Origin of the sequence: Dyella telluris (assembly GCF_014297575.1) — a bacterium.
Classification (GTDB): domain Bacteria; phylum Pseudomonadota; class Gammaproteobacteria; order Xanthomonadales; family Rhodanobacteraceae; genus Dyella; species Dyella telluris.
In genome coordinates this window covers 2,935,442-2,957,913 of sequence record NZ_CP060412.1, presented here as the reverse complement: position 1 = coordinate 2,957,913, position 22,472 = coordinate 2,935,442, and the positions used below count along the sequence as shown (strand labels likewise).

The following is a 22,472-nucleotide window of genomic DNA, read 5'->3' as shown; positions in this document are numbered from 1 at the left end:
GCATGGCGGTGACGGTCGGGTCGTGAAAGAGGCGGAGTCGGCCTGTAAGCCGGGTTCTGTACGCCTTGCGGCGTGACAGTCATTCCTCTCGGCCTGGCGTCACCGCCAGGCTCCAGCAACCAACCCGGGAACAACGCGGGCCGCGTTATCGTTCCCCTATTCGGTCTTGCTCCAGGTGGGGTTTACCGTGCCATGCGGCGTTAGCCCCGCACGCGGTGCGCTCTTACCGCACCCTTTCACCCTTACCACGCGCATCCGAGGATGCCGTTCGGCGGTCTGCTCTCTGTTGCACTGGCCGTCAGCTCGCGCTGCCCAGGCGTTACCTGGCACCTTGCCCTATGGAGCCCGGACTTTCCTCGATGCGCTTGCGCGCGACGCGACTGTCCGGCCGACTCCGCAACGCATTCTAATGGAATGCGGCGCTCAAAACCTCTGGGATTCGGGCTTTTCAGGGGCAATCAGCCTTCATAGAGCAGCTTGCGCGGCGCGCCCGTGATCGCCGCCGCCAGCTTGGCGGCCTTCGCGGGCGGCAACTCCTCGCGCAGGATGGCGAACACCCGCCGACCTTCCGCTTCGCGTGCGTCCGTCTCTTCACCACGTCCGGCCACCAGGATCACGCATTCGCCACGCTGCTGGTCGGGATCGTTCGCCACGCGTGTCGCCAGCACGTCCAGCGGCTCGCCGATGACGGTTTCGAACAGCTTGGTCAGCTCGCGCGCGAGCACGCCCTCGCGCGCGGCGCCAAAGACATCGCGCATGTCGGCCAGGCTCTCGGCCACGCGATGCGACGATTCGTAGAAGATCAAGGTGCGCGCATCGCCCGCAAGTTCCTGCAAGCGCGTGCGCCGCGCGGCCGCCTTGGGCGGCAGAAAGCCCTCGAACACGAAACGATCGCTCGGCAGGCCCGCGACCGAGAGCGCGGCAATCGCCGCGCAGGCGCCCGGCACTGGCGCGCAACGGATGCCTGCCGCGCGCGCGGCACGCACCAGCCGAAAGCCCGGATCACTGATCAGCGGCGTGCCCGCATCGGAAATCAATGCCACCGACTCACCACCCAGCAAACGCCTGACAATGGCATCCACCACCTCGCGCTCATTGTGTTCATGCAAGGCCACCAGCGGCGTGCCGACGTTGTAGTGCATCAGCAACGGGCGACTGTGCCGGGTGTCCTCCGCGGCAATCACCGCCACCGAGCGCAAGGTCTCGATGGCGCGCGCGGAAAAGTCATCCCGATGACCGATCGGCGTAGCAACCACCCATAGCAGGCCGGGCTGAATCTGTGACATCTTGCTGTTTCCTGGACAATGAGGTGGCAACTCAATGGGCTATCATCGCCCATTCGCGTACCACGTCGTCAAAAAGCTCGAAGGGATTTGGCCATGCGCTTTAGTCGCGCCGCAGGCGTTGCCCTGCTGATTTCGCTTGCACTCGCCGGCTGCGTACCGCCGGAAGCGCAAAAGTCGCCCGCCGAAATGGCGGCGAGCCAGCAGGCCGATACCCTGGCCCAGCAGGGCAAGTTCGACGACGCGGCGCAGGCCTATCTCGCGCTGGCCCAGACAGGCAGCAATCGCGACCATTACCAGCTGCTGGCCGCCGAGGCCTATCGTCAGGAAGGCCAGCTCGATCGCGCAGCGCCGCTGCTCGACGGCATTCGCCGGCAGCGCCTCACTGGCGACGAACCCTCGCGACTGGATCTGCTGCAGGCCGAATGGGCCCTCAAGCAGCACAATCCGCAACGCGCGCTACAGCTCACCACCCAGCCCAGCATCAGCGTGCCTGCCGCGCTTCAGGTGCGCCTGCTGGAGCTCCGTTCGCAGTCGATGGAGCAGACCGGCGACCTGTGGGGCGCCGCACGTTCGCGCGTGGAGATGGATGGTCAGCTCACCGGACTGGACCAGGCGCAGAACCGCAAGCAAGTGGTCACCCTGCTGAGCAAGCTGGGCGTCGATCCGCTGAAGCAGCGCGCCGCCGCCATGCAGCCGGGCGATCGCATGCTGCCCTGGGTCAACGAGGCGCTGAGCCAGCTCGGCGTTGCCGTGGCCCGCCCCGCGCCTGCGCTGGAGCAGGAAGTGGGCACCATGATTCCCGGCGAGGGTGCCAATGTCCGCGAAGGCTTCAAGATGCCTGCGCACATCGCCCTGCTGCTGCCGACCAGCGGCAACCTGGCCGCCGCCGGCACGGCCATTCGCGAAGGCTTCTTCGCCGCGTATGCCGATTCCGCACGCAACCACACCCCGCGCCCGCCCGTGCGCGTGTATGACAGCAACGGCACCAGCGCGGGCGCCGTGAAGGCCTACCAGCAGGCCGTGACCGACGGCGCCCAGCTCATCATTGGGCCGCTGACGCGCGGCGAAGTCTCCGCGCTGTTCAGCCTGTCGGATCTGCCCGTACCGCTGCTCGCGCTCAATCACCCGGACGACAAGAGCCTGCCCGCCAACGGCGTCAGCGAATTCGGCCTGCTGCCCGAAACCGAAGGCGCGCAGGCGGCCGACCACATGGCGGAAGCCGGCATCACCAGCGCGTTCGTCATCGTGAGCAGCGACGACTTCGCGCAACGTGCAGCCAAGTCGTTCAAGGCGGAACTGGAAGCGCGTGGCGGCAAGGTGTCCGGCACGGGCAACCTCAGCGGCAGCGGCGTCAACTTCGCCACCACCATCACCAGCCTCGGCATGCCGACGGACAGCAGCACACCGCCGGGTACGCCCAACACCACCGGCCTGTTCATCAGCATGCGTCCGCAGCAGGCTCGCCTGTTGCTGCCGCAACTGAAGCTCGCGCGCGTCAACCTGCCGGTGTACGGCACCTCTCATATTTATGCAGGCACCGACGACGCCAGCGCCAACCGCGATCTGGAAGGCGTGGAGTTCTGCGACTCGCCGTGGCTGTTCGACGTGCAGCCGGGCCTGCCCAACCACGCCGATATCGCCTCGCAGCTGCCGGCGGCACGTGGCACCTCGGCGCGTCTCTTTGCCTTCGGCATGGACGCATGGAATCTCGCACCATACCTCGACTGGCTGCGCGCCCATCCGGGCAGTTACCTGCCGGGCGCCAGCGGCCAGCTGACCTCCGACCAGTTCGGCCGCATCCGCCGCGTGCTGGTGTGGGCAAAGTTCCAGGATGGTCTCGCACGCCCGATCAACGGCAGCCTGCAGATGGATACCGCCCCGGCCCTGGCGCCGCCGGCGGATGGCAACGGCTCGCCGCAGCTGCAGACCGAACAGCCCACGACCCACTGATGCGCGCCGCTGGCGCCGCCTTCGAGCAACGCGCCTGCGCGGAACTCCAGCGCGCAGGCTTTGCATTGCTGGATCGCAACTACACCACGCGTTACGGCGAACTCGACCTGGTCATGCTGGAAGCCGGCACCGTGGTGTTCGTGGAAGTGCGACATCGCCGGTACGCCAGCCACGGCGGCGCCGCCGTTTCCGTCACGGCCAGCAAGCAGGCACGCCTGGTTGCCGCCGCGGAGCTGTGGCTTGCAGCCCATCCGAAGCACGCACGCCTGCCCTGCCGTTTTGATGTGGTCAGTTACGACGGTCCCGGCGACAGCGCACTCATGCATCACTGGCGCGGCGCCTTCGAGGCCTGCTGAAGGCACTGGCCCGTCCTCATCTGACCGCGCAGCGGCCACGCCCCAGGGCACCTTGCGATTCCGTCCTGGCCGACCGCGATCCGGGAAAGCCTCTACGGTTTCCCCATGTTCTCTCAGGCAGACTGCGACCGCTGGCCGCCACCGGTGGCCCCGCCCTGGGGATCGTATGCTTCGCGCACTGATCAAGATCGGCAAATGGACGTCCATCATCGTGCTGGTGTTCCTGGTGTCCCTGCTGGGCATCCGCGCCTGGGATTCGCAACAAGGCGATCCACTGGCGCCCTGGCAGACCTTCGTTCCCGATGAACTCACACCCTCTCAACTCGACGCCACTGACTGGGCGGGCTACCTCGCTGCGGAGCAACGCGCGTTCGACGAGGTGAAGACCGAGGTCACCGACAAGCTGGAGCCTTCGCAGCGCGTGCCCAGCAACCGGTACTTCGCCGAAGCATCGATGTATCCCGGGCATTTCAAGCACGACTGGAATCGCTCGTATGTGCTGGAACCCGCTGGCAAGCCGGTGGGCGCCGTGGTGCTTATCCACGGCCTCACCGACTCGCCGTACAGCTTGCGTGACATCGCCGAGCTGTATCGCGAACACGGCTTCGTGGCCATTGGCCTGCGCGTGCCCGGGCATGGCACGGTGCCCGGCTCACTCACCCAGGTCGGCTGGCCCGACTGGCTTGCCGCAACCCGCCTGGCCATGCGCGAGGCACGCCGTCGCGTGGGGCCGGATGCGCCCATCCACATGGTCGGGTATTCCAATGGCGGTGCGCTGTCGGTGAAGTACACGCTGGATGCCTGCGAGCACAACGAGCTGACCATGCCGACCCGGCTCGTGCTGCTGTCGCCGATGATCGGCGTCACCACCTTTGCACGTTTCGCCGGGCTGGCCGGCCTGCCGGCCATGCTGCCGCGCTTTGCCAAGGCCGCATGGCTGGATCTGCTGCCCGAGTACAACCCGTACAAGTACAACTCGTTCCCGGTGAACGCGGCGCGGCAGTCTTACCTGCTGACCGACGCGATTCACAGCCAGATCCTGCGCATGGCACGCGACAAGCAACTGGGGCGCCTGCCGCCCATCCTCACCTTCCAGTCCGTGGTGGACGATACGGTGAGCGCATCCGCCGTGATGCGCACGCTCTACGCCAATCTGCCGGCCAACAACAGCGAAGTGGTGCTGTTCGACGTCAACCGCAACCATCGCTTTGACAGCCTGCTGAAGCCGGCCTCGCTGACGGCACTCAGCCGGATGCTTCCCCCTGGCCCGCAGGCCTATCGCACCACGGTGATCGGCAACGTCGCGGTGAACGACGACCACACCGTCGCCCGCAGCACGGATGCCGGCCAGACGACGAGCACTGCTGCGCCACTGCCTATCCTTTATCCGGACAACATCTTTTCGCTGTCGCATATCGCCCTGCCGTTTCCACCCAACGACCCGCTGTATGGCACGGAGCCGGACAGCTCGGAGAACTTCGGCATCCATCTGGGCACGGCGGCACCACGTGGTGAACGCGGCGCGCTCGTCCTGAACCTGGATGCGGTGCTTCGGATCAGTTCCAACCCGTTCTATCCCTATGAGCGCCAGCGCATCGAGGCCCTGCTTCCCGCCGCGCCGCCGCCTTCACGGGTCGACGCGCCGATCGCGCATATCGCGAACTAGCCATGGGGCGACAGAGTGGGATACTGGCCGCATGAATCTTCCCGCTGCCCTGCTCGACACCCTGAGCCAACAGTTCCCCGGCGACGCGATGGCCACGGGCATGGCCGAACGCCTTGCCTATGCCTACGACAACTCACGCCGCAACGCGCTGCCGGATGCCGTGGTGTTTCCCACCACGCATGAGCAGACCGAGGCACTGGTGCAGGCGTGTCGCGCGCATCGCGTGCCGGTGATCGGCCGCGGCCGCGGCACCAACACCACCGGCGCCACGGTGCCGGTGGACGGCGGCGTGGTGGTGAGCTTCGAGCGCATGAACCGCATCCTGCGCATCGATCCGGACAATCGCCTCGCCGTGGTCGAGCCCGGCGTGCTCAATGGCGATCTGCAGCAGGCACTCAAACACCATGGCTTTTTCTGGCCACCGGACCCGTCGTCGTCGCCCTGGTGCAGCATTGGTGGCAACCTGGCCTGCAACTCGGCCGGCCCGCGCACGGTGAAGTACGGCAGTCCCCGCGAAAACACGCTGGGCCTGCGCGCCGTCGCCGGTACGGGCGAAGGTTTCCGCTGCGGCACCTACACCAGCAAGGGCGCCACCGGTTATGACCTCACGCGCCTGCTGATCGGCTCGGAAGGCACGCTGGCCCTGATCACCGAGGCCACCCTCAAACTCACGCCCAAGCCCTCGGCCCTGCGTACCCTTCGTGCGACGTATCGCGATGTATCCGCGGCCGCCCGCGCGGTGGCGCGCATCATGGCGCAGCCGGTCACGCCCTGCGCGCTGGAGTTCATCGACGACGTCGCGCTGAAGCTGGCCCGCGACTACGGTGGCGATGGCGTGCCGCTGGCCGGCGCCATGCTGATGATCGAAGTGGATGGCGAGCCGGAAACCCTGCCCAGCGCCGTGGATGCCGTATCGCGTGCCGCACGCGGCGACGGCCTCGAAGACCTGCGCGTGGCAGAAACCGCGAAGGAAACCGAAGCCCTGTGGTCCGCACGCAAGGCGCTGTCACCCGCCCAGCGCACCATCTCGCCGAACAAGATCAACGAGGACGTGGTGGTGCCCGTCAGCCATCTGCCGGAGCTGGTGGATGGCATCAAACAGCTGGCGAAGAAGCACGATGTGCTGATCGTGAGCTTCGGTCACGCCGGCAACGGCAACCTGCACGTGAACCTGCTGCCGCGCGACGAGGCAGAACGCGAACGCTCGCATGCCTGCCTCGCCGAGATATTCGCGCTGGTGATTTCGCTGGAAGGCACGCTTTCCGGCGAGCACGGCATCGGGCTGGTGAAAAAGGAATTCATGCCGCTTGCGCTGCAGGCATCCACGCTGCATCTGATGCGCAACGTGAAGGCGGCATTCGACCCGGAAGGCATCCTCAACCCGGGCAAATTGCTGCCCTGAGCGCGTTTTCCCGGTGCGTCAGATGCCGCGTTTCGCGAAGATCAGGTGCAAGCCGAACGCCACGAACACGGCGCCAGCCAGGCCGTCGATCCAGCGCGACAGTCTGAGATATCCGCGACGCATCGCCGGCAAGGCGAACACGCCGGCCACCAGGGTGAACCACAGCAGCGTTTCCACATTCACCAGCGCCCACAGGCCCCAACGCGTGGAGGCATCCACGCGGTCGCCAAGAAAGGCGGAAAACACGCTGCCGAAGTAGATCACCACCTTGGGATTGGACAGATTGGTCAGCAGGCCGGCGCGCAGCGTCGCCCCGTCGCTCTGCTGCAGCACCTGCCTGGGCTCGCCCGCCACCGCCGGCGCCTTCATCGCACCGCGCAGCATCTTCAGGCCCATCCAGGCCAGATACAGGCCACCGGCAACGGAGATCAGGCGCTCCAGCCAAGCCAGCCGCTGCAGCACCAGCTGAAGCCCGGCCAGTGCCAGCGCCGACCAGATCATGACGCCCAGCGTGATGCCGATGACGCCGAACATGGCCTGGCGACGCGTGCGACTCACTGCAGTCTGCGACACGAAGAAGAAGTCCGGACCGGGGCTCATGAGAGCGACCAGCTGGACCAGGGCGATGGTCAGGAACAGGCTCACGTCTTTCTCCAGGGGGCGGGGAACGGCGGGACTTCGTGGCGGCGCAACTTGTCGCCACCGCAGCGGTCCTCTAGGCTGCCACTATTTTGGCACGGCCCCGGCTGGTTCCGGGACGTCCGCAAGGGGATTCCCGGCTCGTCCAGACAGGCCCGGCCAACGCCCGGCCTGATGGCCAGAGCGTGCCATCCCCGCCCTTCGCCACCGCCCGAAATACACGAATCCAGCTGATGAACCTGCGACTGCGCCTGATTGCCATGAACTTCCTGCAATTTTTTGTATGGGGGTCGTGGCTGCTCACCATTGGCGCGTACTGGTTCCAGACCAAGCACTGGTCCGGCGCGCAGTTCGGCGCGATCTTCTCCACCATGGGCATCGCGTCGCTGTTCATGCCGTCCATTGCCGGCGTGATCGCAGACAAATACATCAACGCGGAAAAGCTCTACGGCATCTTCCACCTCTGCGGCGCGTGCATCCTGTTCGCGGTGCCGCTGGTGCAGTCGCCCAGCCTGCTGTTCTGGGTGATGCTGCTGAACATGATGTTCTACATGCCCACCATCTCGCTTTCCATCGCGGTGGCCTACAACGCGCTCAAGGGCGAGGGCAAGGACATCATCAAGGATTACCCGCCGATCCGCGTGTGGGGCACGGTGGGCTTCATCGCCGCGCTGTGGACGGTGAGCCTGCTGCGCCTGGAGACCTCGTCGGGCCAGTTCTACGTGGCGTCGGGCGCAGCACTGCTGCTGGGCCTGTATGCCTTCACGCTGCCGCTGTGCCCGCCGCGCTTCCAGCGCAGCGCGCAGCAGTCGTGGCTTGATACGTTCGGCCTGACCTCGTTCAAGCTGTTCCGCGACGCGCGCATGGCCGTCTTCTTCATCTTCGCGATGCTGCTGGGCGCGGCGCTGCAGCTGACCAACGCCTACGGCGACACGTTCCTGCACGACTTCGCGAAGATGGATGAGTACAAGGACCTGGTGGCCGTGCGTTACCCGGCCATCATCATGTCCATCTCGCAGATCTCCGAAACGCTGTTCATCCTGGCGATTCCGTTCTTCCTGCGCCGCTTTGGCATCAAGACGGTGATGCTGATCAGCATGCTGGCCTGGACGCTGCGCTTTGGCCTGTTCGCCTATGGCAACCCGGGCCCGGGCCTGTGGATGATCGTGCTGTCGTGCATCGTGTACGGCATGGCTTTCGACTTCTTCAACATCTCCGGCTCGCTGTTCGTGGAAGGCCAGAGCGATCCATCGATCCGCGCCAGCGCGCAGGGCCTGTTCATGCTGATGACCAACGGCATCGGCGCGGTGCTGGGCAGCTCCATCAGCGGCCTGGTGATCGAAGCGTTCTTCACCCATCCGGACGAGAGCAAGGACTGGACCGGCATCTGGATCACCTTTGCCACGTATTCGCTGGTCGTGGCCGTGCTGTTCATGCTGCTGTTCAGGCACAAGCACGAGCCGGCCCAGGCGCAGGCATTGGCGGCCCGGGCGGCGCACTGACGCGTCTCCTGTAGGAGCGCACTGGTGCGCGACAAGCCTACGGAGCGGTGAGACCGCAGCTCAACGGTCGCGCACAAGTGCGCTCCTACAAGGGGTCCTTCACCCGGGTACAATGGCCGGATGCAGATCGGCCCCTACCGCATCGACCCGCCCGTGGTGCTCGCGCCCATGGCCGGGGTCACCGACAAGCCTTTCCGCCTGCTGTGCAAACGGCTGGGTGCGGGCCTGGCCGTGTCGGAAATGACCAACGCCGATCCGCGCCTGTGGCAGACGCGCAAGTCGCGCCAGCGCATGGATCATGAAGGCGAGCCCGAACCGGTGAGCGTGCAGATCGCCGGCTACGACCCGGCGATGCTGGCCGAGGCGGCGCGTTACAACGCCGGCCACGGCGCGCAGATCATCGACATCAACATGGGTTGCCCGGCCAAGAAGGTCTGCAATGTGTGGTCCGGCTCGGCGCTGCTGCAGGACGAACCGCTGGTGGCGCGCATCGTGAAGGCCGTGGTGGATGCCGTGGACATCCCGGTGACGCTGAAAATCCGCACCGGCTGGGATCGCCAGAACAAGAACGCGCTGACCATCGCGAAGATCGCCGAGGATGCCGGCATCGCCGCACTGGCCGTGCATGGCCGCACGCGCGCCGACAAGTACGAAGGCGATGCGGAGTACGACACCATCGCCGCGGTGAAGGCCAGCGTGGGCATTCCCATCTTCGCCAACGGCGACGTGGTCACGCCGCAGCAGGCGAAGCACGTACTGGACGTCACCGGCGCGGACGCGGTGATGGTGGGCCGCGGCGCACAGGGCCGGCCGTGGATTTTCCGCGAGATCTCCCATTACCTGGCCACCGGTGAAACGCTACCGGAGCCGACACCGAGGGAGGTGTGCGACATCCTCGTGCATCACCTGGAGCATCTCTACGCGTTCTATGGCGAGCTGCAGGGCGTGCGTATCGCGCGCAAGCATCTGGGCTGGTACGCGAAGGATCGTGCGGAGAACACCGCGTTCCGCGACGTGGTGAACCGGGCCGAGACCGCGCAGGACCAGTTGCGCCTGACGCGCGAGTATTTCGCCAGCCTGCAGGACGGCGTGCGCCTCGCCGCCTGAGTCCGCCGCAAACCCTTGCGCGTGGCGACACGGCATCATGGGCATGTCCCAGTGACTCCCGCCGCCATGCCCTTCGAGCCAACGCGCAAGCTGCTGTCCTTTCCCCCGTTCATCCGGGTGCTGCTACTCATGGCGCCGCTGTGGCTTGGCGGTTGCGAGGCCACGCTGTTCGCCGGCCTGAATGCGACAGACCAGCATCGCGACATCACGCAGCACGCGGACATCGTGTTCGATGAAGCGCACGGCCTGGCGCTGGACGTCTATGCACCGGCGCACGCCTCCCACGCGCCCGTGGTGGTGTTCTTCTACGGCGGTACCTGGGTGCAGGGCGAACGCGCGTGGTACCGCTTCGTCGGCACCGCGCTGGCAGCGCACGGCGTGGTGGCGGTGATCCCCGATTACCGCAAGTACCCGCAGGTGCGGCTGGATGGCTTCATGCAGGATGCGGCAAGCGCCGTGGCCTGGACTCACGCGCACGCGACAGAACTGGGCGGCGCGCCCGACGACGTGTTCGTCATGGGGCATTCCGCAGGCGGCCAGATCGCGGCGCTGCTGGCCACCGACCCCGAATGGCTGGGCGCACACGGGATGCAACCCGCGGATCTCGCCGGCCTGATCGGTCTGGCCGGCTGCTACGACTTTGTCCCCGTGCCGCAGGACGACGCCATCATGCTCGGCGTGTTTGGTGCCACGCCAGCGCAGCAGCGGCGCGGCCAGCCCGTGTCCTACGTGCACGGCGCCGAGCCGCCGATGCTGTTGCTGCAGGGCACGGATGACGACGAGGTGGAACCGTCGAACGCGATTTCGCTGTATCGCGCTACCCAGGCCGAGGGCGAGGACAGCCGCCTGCGCACTTACCCGGGCGTGGGCCACGAAGCCCTGCTGTTCGCGCTGTCGCGCCCCATGGACGGCGCGGCGCCAACGCTGGGCGACGTCATGGCGTTCATCCTTTCCCATCCACACGCGAAACCATCGACGAAGGCGTCCTGAGCGTCCCGGCGACTTCACGTCGACAGCGGGCGGCGTAGCGTTCCCCGTCATGTCGCCACGCAGAGGTTGCCGCCGTGAACAGCATTGTCACCGGTGAGTTTCCCTACATCCATGGCTTTTCGCCCGAAGAGCAGTCACGACTGGTGCGCCAGGCACGCATGTTCGAGACCACCCTGTTCAATCGCATCGATTACAGCGAGGCGACGAGGCTGCTGGAGATTGGCAGCGGCGTCGGGGCACAGACGGAAATCCTGCTGCGCCGGTTCCCGAACCTGCATGTGACGGGTGTGGACCTCTCCGCCGCGCAGCTGGCGGCAGCGGAGCAGAACCTGGCCACCACCGCCTGGTGCAGCGCGCGCTATACCCTGCAGCAAGCCGATGCCACCGACCTGCCCTTCGCCGACCGCAGCTTCGATGCGGCCTACCTGTGCTGGGTGCTTGAACACATGCCCAGCCCCGCCCGCGTGCTGAGCGAACTGCGCCGCGTGCTCAGCCCCGGCGCCGTGATCTATGTGACCGAGGTGCTCAACGCCTCGTTCTTCCTGGACCCTTACTCGCCGAACCTGCTGCGCTACTGGATGGCCTTCAACGACCTGCAGTACGACAGCGGTGGCGACCCCTTCATCGGCGCAAAACTCGGCAACCTGCTGCTGGCCGGCGGCTACCGCGACGTGCAGACCGAGGTGAAAAGCTTCCACCTCGACAACCGCCAGCCCGGCAAGCGCAAGCAGATGATCGAGTTCTGGGAAGAGCTGCTGCTGTCGGCGGCCGACCAGCTGGTGGCCACCGGCAAAGTGGACACCGCGACGGTCGAAGGCATGCGGCACGAACTGCAGGCGGTGCGCAATGATCCGAACGCGGTGTTCTTTTTCGCCTTCGTGCAGGCGCGGGCGCTGGTTTACTGAATACGCCGGGTCACGAAGCCATAGTCGGCCAGCACCGGCTTCAGCGCGGCGATCCACAGCGCATAACCGTTCGGCAGCATGTGCAGGCCGTCGGGACGGAACAGTTCCGGGCGAGGCTTGCCCTGCGCATTGAACATCGCGGGCGCGATGTCCACGAAACGGACGTCTTTCTGCGTGGCGGCCCAGTCGCGGATCTTGTCGTTGGCCGCCTTCATGGTCGGCCACAACGCGATGCGGGCCACGCTCGGCTTGATCGAGACGTAGACGATGGGCACGCCGGGTACGCCTTCGCGCGCACGCGCCACGAACTTCTGGAACGAGGCGAGCACCTGGTCGGCGGTGGCGCCGTCGTTGATGTCGTTGTCGCCGGCATACATCACGATCAGGTTGGGCTTGTACGGCCACACGATGCGATCGGCGTAATAAGTGGAGTCGGGCAGCGCCGAGCCGCCGAAGCCACGGTTGATCACCGGGACACCAGGGAAATCCTCGGCCAGCGACTTCCAGTACTGGATGGACGAGCTGCCGATGAACAGCACGCCGTTGTGCATCGGCGGACGCTCATGGTCGGCGGCCACGAAGGCCTCGATGTCGGGCGCCCAGTGGGAGGACGGCGCGCTGTCTGCCTGGGCCATGGCCGGGGCCACCAGGGAGAGCAGGAGGAAAGCCAGCCAGGTCAGTCGCTTCATGCGTTCGCTCTACTGTCGGGGAGCTTTCGATTATGTATGTCTGGACAGGTATGTCCAACGCCGGTCACCGCCAGCCCTCCGTTCGTCCCGGCCGGGGCACCATTCATCACCTCGTGCTTGCTCCCGCGCCGGATGGGCGCAGAGTGGCCGGCACCCAACGCACCGGAGTCCGCCATGCACCGCCGCGATCTGCTCAAGGCCGCTATCGCCCTTCCGCTACTTCCGCTGGCGCTCTCGCCGGTCACGGTCTCGGCACGCACCGCCGCGAAAGGATTCACCGGCCCCTTCACACGGGTGCGGCCGGGCGATCCGGGCTGGCCGTCGCAGGCCCAGTGGGACCAGCTCGGCCAGTCGGTGGGCGGTCGGCTGCAGCAGCTCCATTCGCCATTCGAGACGGTGGGCAATGCCGCCAGCGAGGAAGCGCTGAAGCAGATCCGCAACCCCTATTACCTGGGCGACACGCCCTCGCTCACCCAGACCAGCGGCTGGGTCGATGCATGGACTTCCCGTCCCAGCGCGTACGCCGTGGCAGCGGAGAACACCGGCGATGTGGTGGCGGCAGTGAACTTCGCCCGCAAGCATCGCCTGCGGCTGGTGGTGAAAGGTGGCGGCCACAGCTACCAGGGCACCTCGGACGCACCCGACTCGCTGCTGGTGTGGACGCGCCACATGAATCGCGTGTCACTACATGAGGCCTTCGTGCCGCAAGGCTGCGAAGGCAAACAGGCGCCGCGCACCGCCGTCACGGTGGAAGCGGGAGCAATGTGGGTGGACGCATACACCGCCGTCACCACGGAAGGCGGGCGTTACGTGCAGGGTGGCGGCTGCATGACGGTGGGCGTGGCAGGCCTGGTGCAGAGCGGCGGCTTCGGCAGTTTCTCCAAGCGCTTCGGCAGCGCCAGCGGCAATCTGCTGGAGGCCGAAGTGGTGACGGCGGACGGCAAGGTGCACGTAGTCAACGCCTGCCACGAGCCCGAGCTGTTCTGGGCCATCAAGGGTGGTGGTGGCGGAAGCATCGGGGTGGTGACGAAGCTGACCCTGCTGACGCATGACTTGCCCGACACCTTTGGCGCCGTGTTCGGCGCCATCCAAGCCGACTCCGAGGCGTCCTATCGCGAGCTGATCGCGCAGGCCATGCGCTTTTATCGCAACGCCCTGTTCAACCCGCACTGGGGCGAACAGATGAAGTTTCACCAGAACATGCTGCACCTCTCCATGGTGTTCCAGGGCCTGAGCCAGCAGGAAGCGGAACAGGTCTGGGCGCCGTTCTTTGCATGGGTGAAGGCGCGCAGCGCCTATCAGTTCAAAGAGGAGCCGCGGGTGATCGCCCTGCCCGCGCGGCGCTTCTGGGACGCGGATTTCTTCCGCCAGCATGCACCGCAACTGATCGTGGCCGACAGCCGCCCCGATGCGCCGCGCAACCACGTGCTATGGGCCGGTGACGAGGGACAGGTGGGCCAGTTCATCCATGGCTACCGCTCCGGCTGGCTGCCGCAGTCGCTGCTCGATGAGCACCGCATCGATGCATTGGCCGGGGCGATGTTCCAGGCCACACGCCAGTGGGGCTTCTCGCTGCATTTCAACAAGGGCCTCGCCGGTGCGCCGGAAGACGCCATTGCCCGATCGCGCGACACCGCCATGAACCCGGGCGCCATGGATGCCTTCGCGCTGGCCATTACCGGCAGCGAGAGCGATCCAGCCTTCCCTGGCATGCCCGGCGCCTCGCCGGACCTGGCCAAGGCCCGCCAGGACAGGACCCGCATCGACCAATGCATGGACGCGCTGCTGGTGGTCGCCCCCGGCGCGGGCTCCTACGTATCCGAAAGCAATTACTTCGAGCCGAACTGGCAGGCCTCGTTCTGGGGCAGCAACTACCCGCGCCTGGCCGCCGCCAAGCGGCGCTACGACCCCGACGGCCTGTTCTTCGTGCACCACGGGGTGGGCAGCGAGGACTGGAGCGACGACGGCTTTACCCGCCTGCGACAACCTGCCTGAGGCGCCGGTGCGGGCCTCGTCAGCGGGCCCGTCGGGTGTCCCGCGCGAGCCCGTGCGACACCCTTGGGGTATCCTGATGGCTTGCCAGACCGCCTTTTGGGCGGTTTCGGCGTTCCCGGAACGGCCCCGGGAAACCAGCCGCAAAGCCGTCCAAATGGCTGAATCGGCATGAAATCGTCATATGTCGACCCCATGCTGAGGCTGCAAACCGAGGGTAGGCCGTGTATCATGCGCCACCCCCATTTATCTCTTTATCCGTAAGGAAGGATATAACCCGCGATGAGCAACTTCCTCTTCACCTCCGAGTCGGTCTCCGAAGGCCATCCGGACAAAGTCGCCGACCAGATCTCCGATGCCGTCCTCGATGCGATCATCGCGCAGGATCCGCGCGCGCGCGTGGCCTGCGAAACGCTGGTGAAGACGGGCGTGGCCATCGTGGCCGGCGAAATCACCACCAGCGCCTGGATCGACCTGGAAGCGCTGACCCGCAAGGTCATCACCGACATCGGTTATGACTCCTCCGACGTCGGCTTCGACGGCGAGACCTGCGGCGTGCTGAACCTGATCGGCAAGCAGTCGCCGGACATCAACCAGGGCGTGGACCGCAAGAAGCCGGAAGAACAGGGCGCTGGCGACCAGGGCCTGATGTTCGGCTACGCCACCAACGAAACCAAGGACTACATGCCGGCTGCGATCTACTACTCGCACCGTCTGGTGGAGCAGCAGGCCAAGGTCCGCAAGAAGAAGAACTCGCCGCTGCCGTGGCTGCGCCCGGACGCCAAGAGCCAGGTCACCCTGCGCTATGAAAACGACGTGGCCGTTGCCATCGACGCCGTGGTGCTGTCCACCCAGCACGACCCGAGCGTGAAGCAGAAGGACCTGATCGAGGCCGTGCGCGAGTACATCCTCAAGCCGGTCCTGCCGGCCAAGCTGCTGCACAAGGGCACCAAGTTCCACATCAACCCGACCGGCAAGTTCGTGATCGGCGGCCCGGTGGGCGACTGCGGCCTGACCGGCCGCAAGATCATCGTCGATACCTACGGCGGCTGGGCCCGTCACGGTGGTGGCGCGTTCTCGGGCAAGGATCCGTCGAAGGTTGACCGTTCGGCCGCCTACGCCGCCCGCTACGTGGCCAAGAACATCGTGGCCGCCGGCATCGCCGACCGTTGCGAAGTGCAGGTGAGCTACGCCATCGGCGTGGCCGAGCCGACCTCCATCTCGGTCACCACCTTCGGCACCGGCAAGATCGCCGACGAGAAGATCGAGAAGCTGATCCGCAAGCACTTCGACCTGCGCCCGTACGGCATCATCAAGATGCTCGACCTGGTGCACCCGATGTACCAGCAGACCGCCAGCTACGGTCACTTCGGCCGCACCCCGTACGAAGTGAAGGGTCCGGACGGCAAGACCTACACCGCGTTCTCGTGGGAAAAGACGGACAAGGCCGAGGCGCTGCGCGCCGATGCCAAGCTGAAGTAAGCCCCGCTTGCTGCAGTGATGAAAAAGGGCCGCGAAAGCGGCCCTTTTTTATGGGTCGCGGCAGGCTATCCATCTCATGGATGAGCGCACCCTGTGCGCGACACATGCAGGGCCATGCCCACCCGGGCGGCGATCAGGATGGCGGTACACCGCCGCGCCGCGGTCGCGCACAGGGTGCGCTCCTACAGGCACCAACAAAAACGGGCCGCTTGCGCGGCCCGTCCTGTCGTTCATTCGCGAGGCGAGCTCACTTGTCCGGCGACTTCGCCGCCGAGGCTACCTTCTGACCCGCGGCCGACGCCGTCTTGCTGCTGCGCGTGGCGGTGGCCGGGCAGGTGCTGCCCTTCTTCTTCTTCGAGCACGACGCCGTGGCGCTGGCAACGGCTTCCGTCTTCGACGAGCGACGATGGTGGCGACGCGAACCGGTCGAGGCATCGGCCACGGCGGTCGCGGCCTTGGCCGAACGGCGGCCCTTGGCGGTGGATGCCGGAGCTTCGCCAGCCTGGGCGACCAGCTCGGCCGGGGTTTCCTGATTCTCGAAACCGTCGTCGAGCAGGCGAGCCATCAGCCGGTCGCGCGTGGCGGCGGTACGACCGCCCATCACCACGGAGAACAGGCGGCGGCCATCCTTCACGGCGGTGGAGGCCAGATTGAAGCCCGCGGCATTGGTGAAGCCGGTCTTCAGGCCGTCCATGCCGGGATACTTGTCCATCAGGTTGTTGTGACCGCGCACCAGGCGACCGCGGAACGTGAAGTCCTTGGTGGCGAAGTAGTGCGAGTACTGCGGGAAGTCGTGGTACAGCGCCATGGCCAGCTTGCTCATGTCGCGGGCCGTGGTGGTGTCCGACGGGTCGGGCAGGCCCGACGCGTTGGCGAAGCGGGTGTTGCTCATGCCCAGCAGCTGAGCCTGGGCATTCATCATCTCGACGAAGTGGCTCTCGTTGCCGCCGAGACCTTCGGCCATCACGGTGGCGGCATCGTTGGCCGACTTGGTGATCATGCCGAGCACGCAGTCTTCCACCGAAATGGTCTGGCCGTTGCGCAGATCGAGCTTGGTCGGTGCCTTGGATGCGGCCCACGAAGACACGGGCAGTTCCTGGTCCATCTTCAGCGTGCCGTTCTGCACCGCCTGGAAGGCGAGGTACAGCGTCATCATCTTGGCCAGGGAGGCCGGGTGATTGGGCTCATCCGCGTTGACCGCCGTGATGACCTGGCCATCGGTTTCGTTGATGACGATGGCAGCGTCGCCGGCGTGCGCGAGGCTGGCGAAACCGCCCGCGACGCTCACCAGCAAGGCGAGCAGGCCCTGGCGCCAGGTTGCTGCCCTGGCCGGCGTGTTGGACTTGATGGCCACCCCAGTTTCCTCGCTTCCGCTGCCGCTTTATCCGGCGTTACAAACCCTGAACTGCAACGCCACCGCCACAGGCCCAGACAATACTTGAATTAGATCGCATAAGTCCATGTTTCCATGGACGATAAAACGAAAACGACGCCTGAGGCGTCGTCGTAACGTAAATTTCACTGTGAAAGCTTTGTCTACGTTTCAAGCGAGTGTGCCCTCAAACGACGTAGGGGAAAAGACATTTTTTCTGAAAGTCGCCGCTTTTTTGTCTGAAAAAGCAACGACCTTGCCTCATCCCTTCCACATCTTGCCGACTGGCGCACAGCCCCACACCAGCCTATCGGCGGTGCCACCGATTCTTTGAATCGAACGCCAGCCGGATAGGCGCGGGCGACACATCGCCTAAAATGGGCGGATGTCTCTTATCCAACTACAGCGCGTCGACTTCAGCATCGGCGGCCCTCTCCTGCTCGAACACGTCGACCTCTCCATCGAGGCGAACGAGCGCGTGTGCATCGTCGGTCGAAATGGCGAAGGCAAATCCACCCTGATGAAGCTCATCGCCGGCGAGCTACACGCCGACGACGGCGAAGTGCGCGTACAGAGCGGCATCGTCGTCGCGCGCATGGCGCAGGAGGTTCCGCAGGACACCGCCGGCAGCGTGTTCGACGTCGTCGCGCAAGGCCTGGGTGATCTTGGCCAGTTGCTCGCGCGCTATCACCACCTGCTTGCCGAAGGCGACATGGATGCACTCGGCGACGTGCAGACGCAGATCGAAGCGCAACACGGCTGGGATCTCGATCGTCGCGTCACCGACGTGCTGACCCGCCTCGAGTTGCCGGGCGACACCGATTTTTCCGCGCTTTCCGGCGGCATGAAGCGTCGCGTACTGCTGGCGCAGGCACTGGTGCGCAAGCCCGACGTGCTGCTGCTCGACGAACCCACCAACCACCTCGACATCGAAGCCATCGGCTGGCTGGAAAACTTCCTGCGCCAGTTCGAAGGCAGCATCATCTTCATCACGCATGACCGAAGCTTCCTGCGCGCGCTCGCCACGCGCATCGTGGAAATCGATCGCGGCCAGCTCACCGACTGGCCGGGCGACTACGACAACTACCTGCGTCGTCGCGAAGAACGCCTGCATGCCGAAGCGCAAGCCAACGCACTGTTCGACAAGAAGCTGGCGCAGGAAGAAGTGTGGATCCGCCAGGGCATCAAGGCCCGCCGCACGCGCAACGAGGGCCGCGTGCGCGCGCTCAAGGCGCTGCGCGTGGAACGCAGCGAGCGCCGCAATCTTTCCGGCAACGTGAAGATGACGCTGGCCAATGCACAGGCCTCGGGCAAGAAGGTGATCGACCTGGAGCACGTCCACCAGGGCTACGGCGGACGCGTGCTGATCGACAACCTGAGCACCACCATCATGCGCGGTGACCGCGTCGGCATCATCGGACCGAACGGCGCCGGCAAGAGCACGCTGTTGAAGATCATGCTGGGTGAGCTCAAGCCCGAACGCGGGCACGCCACCCTGGGCACCGGCATCCAGATCGCCTACTTCGACCAGCATCGCGTGCAGCTCAACAACGCACTCAACGCGCTGGACAACGTGGCCGAAGGCCGCGAGTACATCGAGCTCAACGGCACGCGCAAACACATCATCGGCTACCTGCAGGACTTCCTGTTCTCACCCGAGCGTGCGCGCGCACCGATCACGCGACTGTCCGGCGGCGAACGCAATCGCCTGCTGCTGGCCAAGCTGTTCGCGCAGCCATCCAACCTGCTGGTGATGGACGAACCGACCAACGATCTGGACGTCGAAACACTGGAGCTGCTGGAAGAGCTGCTCACCGAATATCAGGGCACCTTGCTGCTGGTGTCGCACGACCGCGAGTTCCTCGACAACGTGGTGTCGAGCACGCTGGTGCTGGAAGGCCACGGCAGCATCGGCGAGTACGTGGGCGGTTACAGCGACTGGCTGCGCCAGCGTCCCGCGCCGTCCGCGTCCAGGCCAGCTGAAACCAAGGGCACGTCGGCTCCGGCGGCGACGCCTGCAGCCGCCGCCGAGCCGAAGCGCAAGCTCAGCTACAAGGACGCCCGCGAACTGGAGCAGCTGCCCGGCCGCATCGAAGCACTGGAAGCGGACATCGCCGCGCGTACCGAAGCAATGAATGATCCTGATTTCTACAAGCAGGACAACGCGGCGGTGATGAAGGCAAACGACGCCGTGGCAAAGCTGCAGGCCGAGCTGGATACGGCCTATGCCCGGTGGTCGGAGCTGGATGCCTGAGTTCTGAGGCGGGTCCAGTCGCGCACAGGGTGCGCTCCTACAATGAGGCAACATTCACTGTGGGAGCGCACCCTGTGCGCGACTGGCCTCACCTCAACCCGTATTCTGCAGCCCCTGAGACACACCATTCACGCACGCCACCAGCGCCGTGAGCAGCGCATCGTCGCTCTCCCCGCCCCCGCGCCAGCGCTTGAGCAGATCCACCTGCAACAGGCTCATCGGGTCGACGTAGGGGTTGCGCAGGTCAATGGACGTCGCCAGCCGCGGCGCGTTCTGCAACAGCGTGTCGTTTTGCTTCAGGCGCATCAGCCAATGGCGCGTGCGGGCGAATTCCTCGCGGATCAGGCCGAAGAAGGGTTCGTGCAGCGGTCCGGCCAAGGTGGAGAACGCCTCGGCGATGCCTAGATCACACTTGGCCAACACCATCGACACGTCGTCCAGCATGTTGGCGAAGAACGGCCAGTCATAAGCCATCTCCGACATCGCCGCTTCGCCGTACTCGCTTACACCGTACTCGAGCGCGCTGCCCAACCCGTACCAGCCCGGCAGGATCGAACGGCACTGCGTCCAGGCAAACACCCAGGGGATGGCGCGCAGATCCTGCACGCCGCGCATGCTGCGCCGGCGCGACGGCCGTGAGCCCAGCGTCATGCGCTCGATCACGTCGATGGGCGTGGCCGAGCGGAAGTAATCGACGAAGCCCTCGCGATCGACGAAGGCCCGGTAGTGCTCGCGACTGCGCGCCGCCAGGCGGCTCATGCGATCGCGCCACTCGTCCTCGCGCGGCTCATGCGTGCGCGGACGCAGCGACGCGCGCAACACGGCGCCGATGGTCTGCTCCAGGTTCCGCAAGGCGAGTGCGCGGATGCCGTACTTGCGGTGGATCACCTCACCCTGCTCGGTCACGCGCAGTACGCCAGCCACCGAACCGCGCGGTGATGACATGAGTGCGGGCGTGATGCGCGAGCCGCCGCGACTGGCCGAGCCACCACGACCATGGAAGAACGACAACCGGATACCCGCCTGGTCCGCCACTTCCAGCAGTTCCACCTGGGCGCGCTGCAGCCCCCAGCGCGACGCCAGCGTGCCACCGTCCTTGCCGCTGTCGGAATAGCCCAGCATGACCCACTGACGGTTGCCGCGCGAGGCAAGATGCTCGCGGTACACCGGGTCGTCCAGCAACGCCCGGAGCGTGGCGGGCGCATTGGCCAGGTCGTCCACGGTTTCGAACAGCGGCGCCACGTCCAGCGGAACGCGCCCCTCGTCCACCAACCCGCCGTGGCGCGCGAGCGCCAGCACGGCGAGCACGTCCGCGGCGGAACGCGCCATGCTGATGATGTACAACCCCAGCGCTTCGGCACCGTAGCGAGTGCGTGCATCCCGCAAGGTGGCGAACACGTCATGCAGGGAAACGGCCGCCTCACCGTCGCTTTCCGGCAGCGTCTGCTGGCCGCCCGCGAAGGCGCGCAGGCGCTCGGCGCGTTCCGGGGAGTCGCGCGTGGACCACTCCGCATCGTCGAGCAACTGGGACAAAGCGTCGTCATGCACGCGCGAATCCTGCCGCACGTCCAGGCGCGCCAGGTGGAATCCGAATGTGCGCACGCGCCAGATCAGGCGCCGTACCGCGTACGCGCCGGCGTGCAGTCCACGATGATCGATCAGGCTGGCGGCGATCAGGTGCAAGTCATCCAGCAACGCGTCGACCGACGCGTAGCCTTCCGGATGGTCGTCGTCATGCGTTGCCTCCAGCCGCGCGCGGATGATGGTGAGCAGGCTGCGGTACGGCATGTCGGCGTGGCGCGGCCGCACCTTGGCCGCGGCCTCCGGGAATCGCACGCGATAGTCGAACAGGCGGTTGGCCAGGTCGCTGCCGACCGGCACGCGATCTTCCGTCTGGCTCAGCAGGCGCGCGAGACCGGCGATGTCCTCCATGTAATGTTCCAGCACATGCGCGCGCTGCGTGGACAGGCTCGCTGCGATGGTGGCGGCACCGACGTTGGGGTTGCCATCCATGTCGCCCCCCACCCAGGTGGCGAAGCTCAGCAGGCGCGGAATGGGCACGGCCACGCCATAGACCGTCTGCAGAGCATCGGCCAACGACTCGTAGACTGCAGGAACGATGCGATAGATGGGGTTGGCGAGATAGAAGCCGACATGATGATGCTCGTCCTGCACGGTGGGGCTCACCGCCGAGGCTTCGGCCGTCTGCCAGCCCGAGCTGAGCGCCATGAAGATGCGATCGTCGTCTTCCTTGCGCTCCTGCGGTGTGCGTGTGGGATCGAAGTTATCGACCAGCGCCCGTACGATGGACTGTTCCTTCTCCAGCAGAGAACGACGCACGGCTTCGGTGGGATGCGCAGTGAAAACCGGTTCCACCTGCAACCGTTCCAGCCACTCGATCAGTTCGCCCGCTTCCACGCCCTGCGCCTTCAGGCGCGTGAGCACATCGAGCAGGGATTCGGGCTGCGGCGCCCCGCCTTCGCGCTGGTAGTCGCGGCGACGACGGATGCGATGGATGCGTTCGGCGATGTTCACCGCCTGGAAGTACGTGGCAAAGGCGCGGGCCAGCGACTCCGCCTTGTCGGTTTCCAGCCCGGTAAGCAAGCCGGACAGCGTGTTCAGCGGCGCCTCGTCCACGCGACGTTCGATGGCGGCGGTACGGATGCGCTCCACTTCGTCGAGGAAGGCGGGGGAAATCTGCTCGGCCAGCATGGTGCCGACCAGGGTGCCGAGGCGGCGGACGTCTTCGCGCAGGGGCGCGTCGTGCGGGGCGAACTCAGGACTGCGGTGCTGGTTCATCGATGCCACGTTGCGGATGTCTGGACGTCCAAGACTACCCCAAGCGACACGGATTTGTGCACCGCCACAAAAACAATCCGG

General features: G+C 65.9%; 16 protein-coding genes and 1 other RNA gene. 11 read left to right on the top strand and 6 right to left on the bottom strand.

The genetic code is table 11. The annotated features are described in order from the left end of the window. Positions 1-29 precede the first annotated feature (29 nt). An RNA gene (gene rnpB, locus H8F01_RS13090) (RNase P RNA component class A) lies at positions 30-396 on the bottom strand. Between the two features lie 62 nt (positions 397-458). After that, entirely contained in the window at positions 459-1,286 is an 828-nt protein-coding gene (gene rsmI / locus H8F01_RS13085; protein ID WP_187055545.1) for a 16S rRNA (cytidine(1402)-2'-O)-methyltransferase, read from the bottom strand. A gap of 93 nt (positions 1,287-1,379) precedes the next feature. On the opposite strand from rsmI, the gene H8F01_RS13080 reads away from it, so the two are divergent. The 4 genes from H8F01_RS13080 to H8F01_RS13065 all read left to right on the top strand — a co-directional run bounded on the left by H8F01_RS13080 (position 1,380) and on the right by H8F01_RS13065 (position 6,660). After that, positions 1,380-3,236, top strand: a complete 1,857-nt coding sequence (locus H8F01_RS13080; protein ID WP_187055544.1) for a penicillin-binding protein activator — start codon at positions 1,380-1,382, stop codon at positions 3,234-3,236. Next, positions 3,236-3,592, top strand: a complete 357-nt coding sequence (locus H8F01_RS13075; RefSeq protein WP_187055543.1) for a YraN family protein — start codon at positions 3,236-3,238, stop codon at positions 3,590-3,592. Before H8F01_RS13080 ends, H8F01_RS13075 begins: the two co-directional genes overlap by 1 nt. A 166-nt stretch (positions 3,593-3,758) precedes the next feature. Next, positions 3,759-5,258 carry an alpha/beta hydrolase gene (locus tag H8F01_RS13070; protein WP_187055542.1) on the top strand — a complete coding sequence of 500 codons (1,500 nt, stop codon included), beginning with the start codon at positions 3,759-3,761 and terminating at the stop codon, positions 5,256-5,258. 31 nt (positions 5,259-5,289) lie between these two features. Beyond that, positions 5,290-6,660: an FAD-binding oxidoreductase gene (locus H8F01_RS13065; RefSeq protein WP_187055541.1), complete on the top strand. Its 1,371-nt coding sequence runs from the start codon at positions 5,290-5,292 to the stop codon at positions 6,658-6,660. Positions 6,661-6,678: 18 nt separating this feature from the next. Here the strand turns inward: H8F01_RS13065 and rhtC are convergent, their stop codons facing one another. Beyond that, positions 6,679-7,305 (bottom strand): threonine export protein RhtC, encoded by a 627-nt coding sequence (gene rhtC / locus H8F01_RS13060; protein WP_187055540.1) that lies wholly within the window; start codon positions 7,303-7,305, stop codon positions 6,679-6,681. Between the two features lie 227 nt (positions 7,306-7,532). Between rhtC and H8F01_RS13055 the strand changes: the two genes are divergently transcribed. The 4 genes from H8F01_RS13055 (at position 7,533) to H8F01_RS13040 (ending at position 11,803) form a co-directional block, all read left to right on the top strand. Then, positions 7,533-8,801 carry a nucleoside permease gene (locus H8F01_RS13055; RefSeq protein WP_187055539.1) on the top strand — a complete coding sequence of 423 codons (1,269 nt, stop codon included), beginning with the start codon at positions 7,533-7,535 and terminating at the stop codon, positions 8,799-8,801. Between the two features lie 120 nt (positions 8,802-8,921). Continuing rightward, the gene (dusB, locus tag H8F01_RS13050) at positions 8,922-9,908 is read left to right on the top strand and encodes a tRNA dihydrouridine synthase DusB (RefSeq protein ID WP_187055538.1); all 987 of its coding nucleotides are present in this window, start codon (positions 8,922-8,924) and stop codon (positions 9,906-9,908) included. 66 nt (positions 9,909-9,974) lie between these two features. Beyond that, positions 9,975-10,898: an alpha/beta hydrolase gene (locus H8F01_RS13045; RefSeq protein WP_187055537.1), complete on the top strand. Its 924-nt coding sequence runs from the start codon at positions 9,975-9,977 to the stop codon at positions 10,896-10,898. An 83-nt stretch (positions 10,899-10,981) separates the two neighbouring features. Continuing rightward, positions 10,982-11,803 carry a class I SAM-dependent methyltransferase gene (locus tag H8F01_RS13040; RefSeq protein WP_187059283.1) on the top strand — a complete coding sequence of 274 codons (822 nt, stop codon included), beginning with the start codon at positions 10,982-10,984 and terminating at the stop codon, positions 11,801-11,803. Here the strand turns inward: H8F01_RS13040 and H8F01_RS13035 are convergent. After that, the gene (locus tag H8F01_RS13035; protein WP_187055536.1) at positions 11,797-12,492 is read right to left on the bottom strand and encodes an SGNH/GDSL hydrolase family protein; all 696 of its coding nucleotides are present in this window, start codon (positions 12,490-12,492) and stop codon (positions 11,797-11,799) included. The genes H8F01_RS13040 and H8F01_RS13035 overlap by 7 nt on opposite strands. Positions 12,493-12,666: 174 nt before the next feature. Between H8F01_RS13035 and H8F01_RS13030 the strand changes: the two genes are divergently transcribed. Both H8F01_RS13030 and metK read left to right on the top strand, forming a co-directional pair. Beyond that, positions 12,667-14,487: an FAD-binding oxidoreductase gene (locus tag H8F01_RS13030; protein ID WP_187055535.1), complete on the top strand. Its 1,821-nt coding sequence runs from the start codon at positions 12,667-12,669 to the stop codon at positions 14,485-14,487. Between the two features lie 279 nt (positions 14,488-14,766). Next, a complete protein-coding gene (gene metK, locus H8F01_RS13025; protein ID WP_187055534.1) occupies positions 14,767-15,966 on the top strand; it encodes a methionine adenosyltransferase in 1,200 nt (399 codons plus the stop codon). Between the two features lie 247 nt (positions 15,967-16,213). Here metK and H8F01_RS13020 read toward each other — a convergent pair whose 3' ends face one another. Beyond that, positions 16,214-17,320 (bottom strand): D-alanyl-D-alanine carboxypeptidase family protein, encoded by a 1,107-nt coding sequence (locus H8F01_RS13020; protein ID WP_187055533.1) that lies wholly within the window; start codon positions 17,318-17,320, stop codon positions 16,214-16,216. A 403-nt stretch (positions 17,321-17,723) separates the two neighbouring features. Here H8F01_RS13020 and H8F01_RS13015 point away from each other — a divergent pair, with 403 nt between their 5' ends. Next, complete coding sequence (locus tag H8F01_RS13015; RefSeq protein WP_187055532.1) at positions 17,724-19,592, top strand: ATP-binding cassette domain-containing protein; 1,869 nt, start codon at positions 17,724-17,726, stop codon at positions 19,590-19,592. Between the two features lie 93 nt (positions 19,593-19,685). Here the strand turns inward: H8F01_RS13015 and ppc are convergent, their stop codons facing one another. Continuing rightward, the gene (gene ppc, locus H8F01_RS13010; RefSeq protein WP_187055531.1) at positions 19,686-22,391 is read right to left on the bottom strand and encodes a phosphoenolpyruvate carboxylase; all 2,706 of its coding nucleotides are present in this window, start codon (positions 22,389-22,391) and stop codon (positions 19,686-19,688) included. Positions 22,392-22,472 lie beyond the last annotated feature (81 nt).

Bases quoted from the DNA above. Each gene is read 5' to 3' on its own strand.
- rsmI (WP_187055545.1), bottom strand. From the start codon at position 1,286: ATGTCACAGATTCAGCCCGGCCTGCTATGGGTGGTTGCTACGCCGATC.
- H8F01_RS13055 (WP_187055539.1), top strand. From the start codon at position 7,533: ATGAACCTGCGACTGCGCCTGATTGCCATGAACTTCCTGCAATTTTTT.
- H8F01_RS13035 (WP_187055536.1), bottom strand. From the start codon at position 12,492: ATGAAGCGACTGACCTGGCTGGCTTTCCTCCTGCTCTCCCTGGTGGCC.
- metK (WP_187055534.1), top strand. From the start codon at position 14,767: ATGAGCAACTTCCTCTTCACCTCCGAGTCGGTCTCCGAAGGCCATCCG.
- H8F01_RS13065 (WP_187055541.1), top strand. From the start codon at position 5,290: ATGAATCTTCCCGCTGCCCTGCTCGACACCCTGAGCCAACAGTTCCCC.
- dusB (WP_187055538.1), top strand. From the start codon at position 8,922: ATGCAGATCGGCCCCTACCGCATCGACCCGCCCGTGGTGCTCGCGCCC.
- ppc (WP_187055531.1), bottom strand. From the start codon at position 22,391: ATGAACCAGCACCGCAGTCCTGAGTTCGCCCCGCACGACGCGCCCCTG.
- H8F01_RS13045 (WP_187055537.1), top strand. From the start codon at position 9,975: ATGCCCTTCGAGCCAACGCGCAAGCTGCTGTCCTTTCCCCCGTTCATC.
- H8F01_RS13070 (WP_187055542.1), top strand. From the start codon at position 3,759: ATGCTTCGCGCACTGATCAAGATCGGCAAATGGACGTCCATCATCGTG.
- H8F01_RS13030 (WP_187055535.1), top strand. From the start codon at position 12,667: ATGCACCGCCGCGATCTGCTCAAGGCCGCTATCGCCCTTCCGCTACTT.
- H8F01_RS13075 (WP_187055543.1), top strand. From the start codon at position 3,236: ATGCGCGCCGCTGGCGCCGCCTTCGAGCAACGCGCCTGCGCGGAACTC.
- H8F01_RS13015 (WP_187055532.1), top strand. From the start codon at position 17,724: ATGTCTCTTATCCAACTACAGCGCGTCGACTTCAGCATCGGCGGCCCT.
- H8F01_RS13080 (WP_187055544.1), top strand. From the start codon at position 1,380: ATGCGCTTTAGTCGCGCCGCAGGCGTTGCCCTGCTGATTTCGCTTGCA.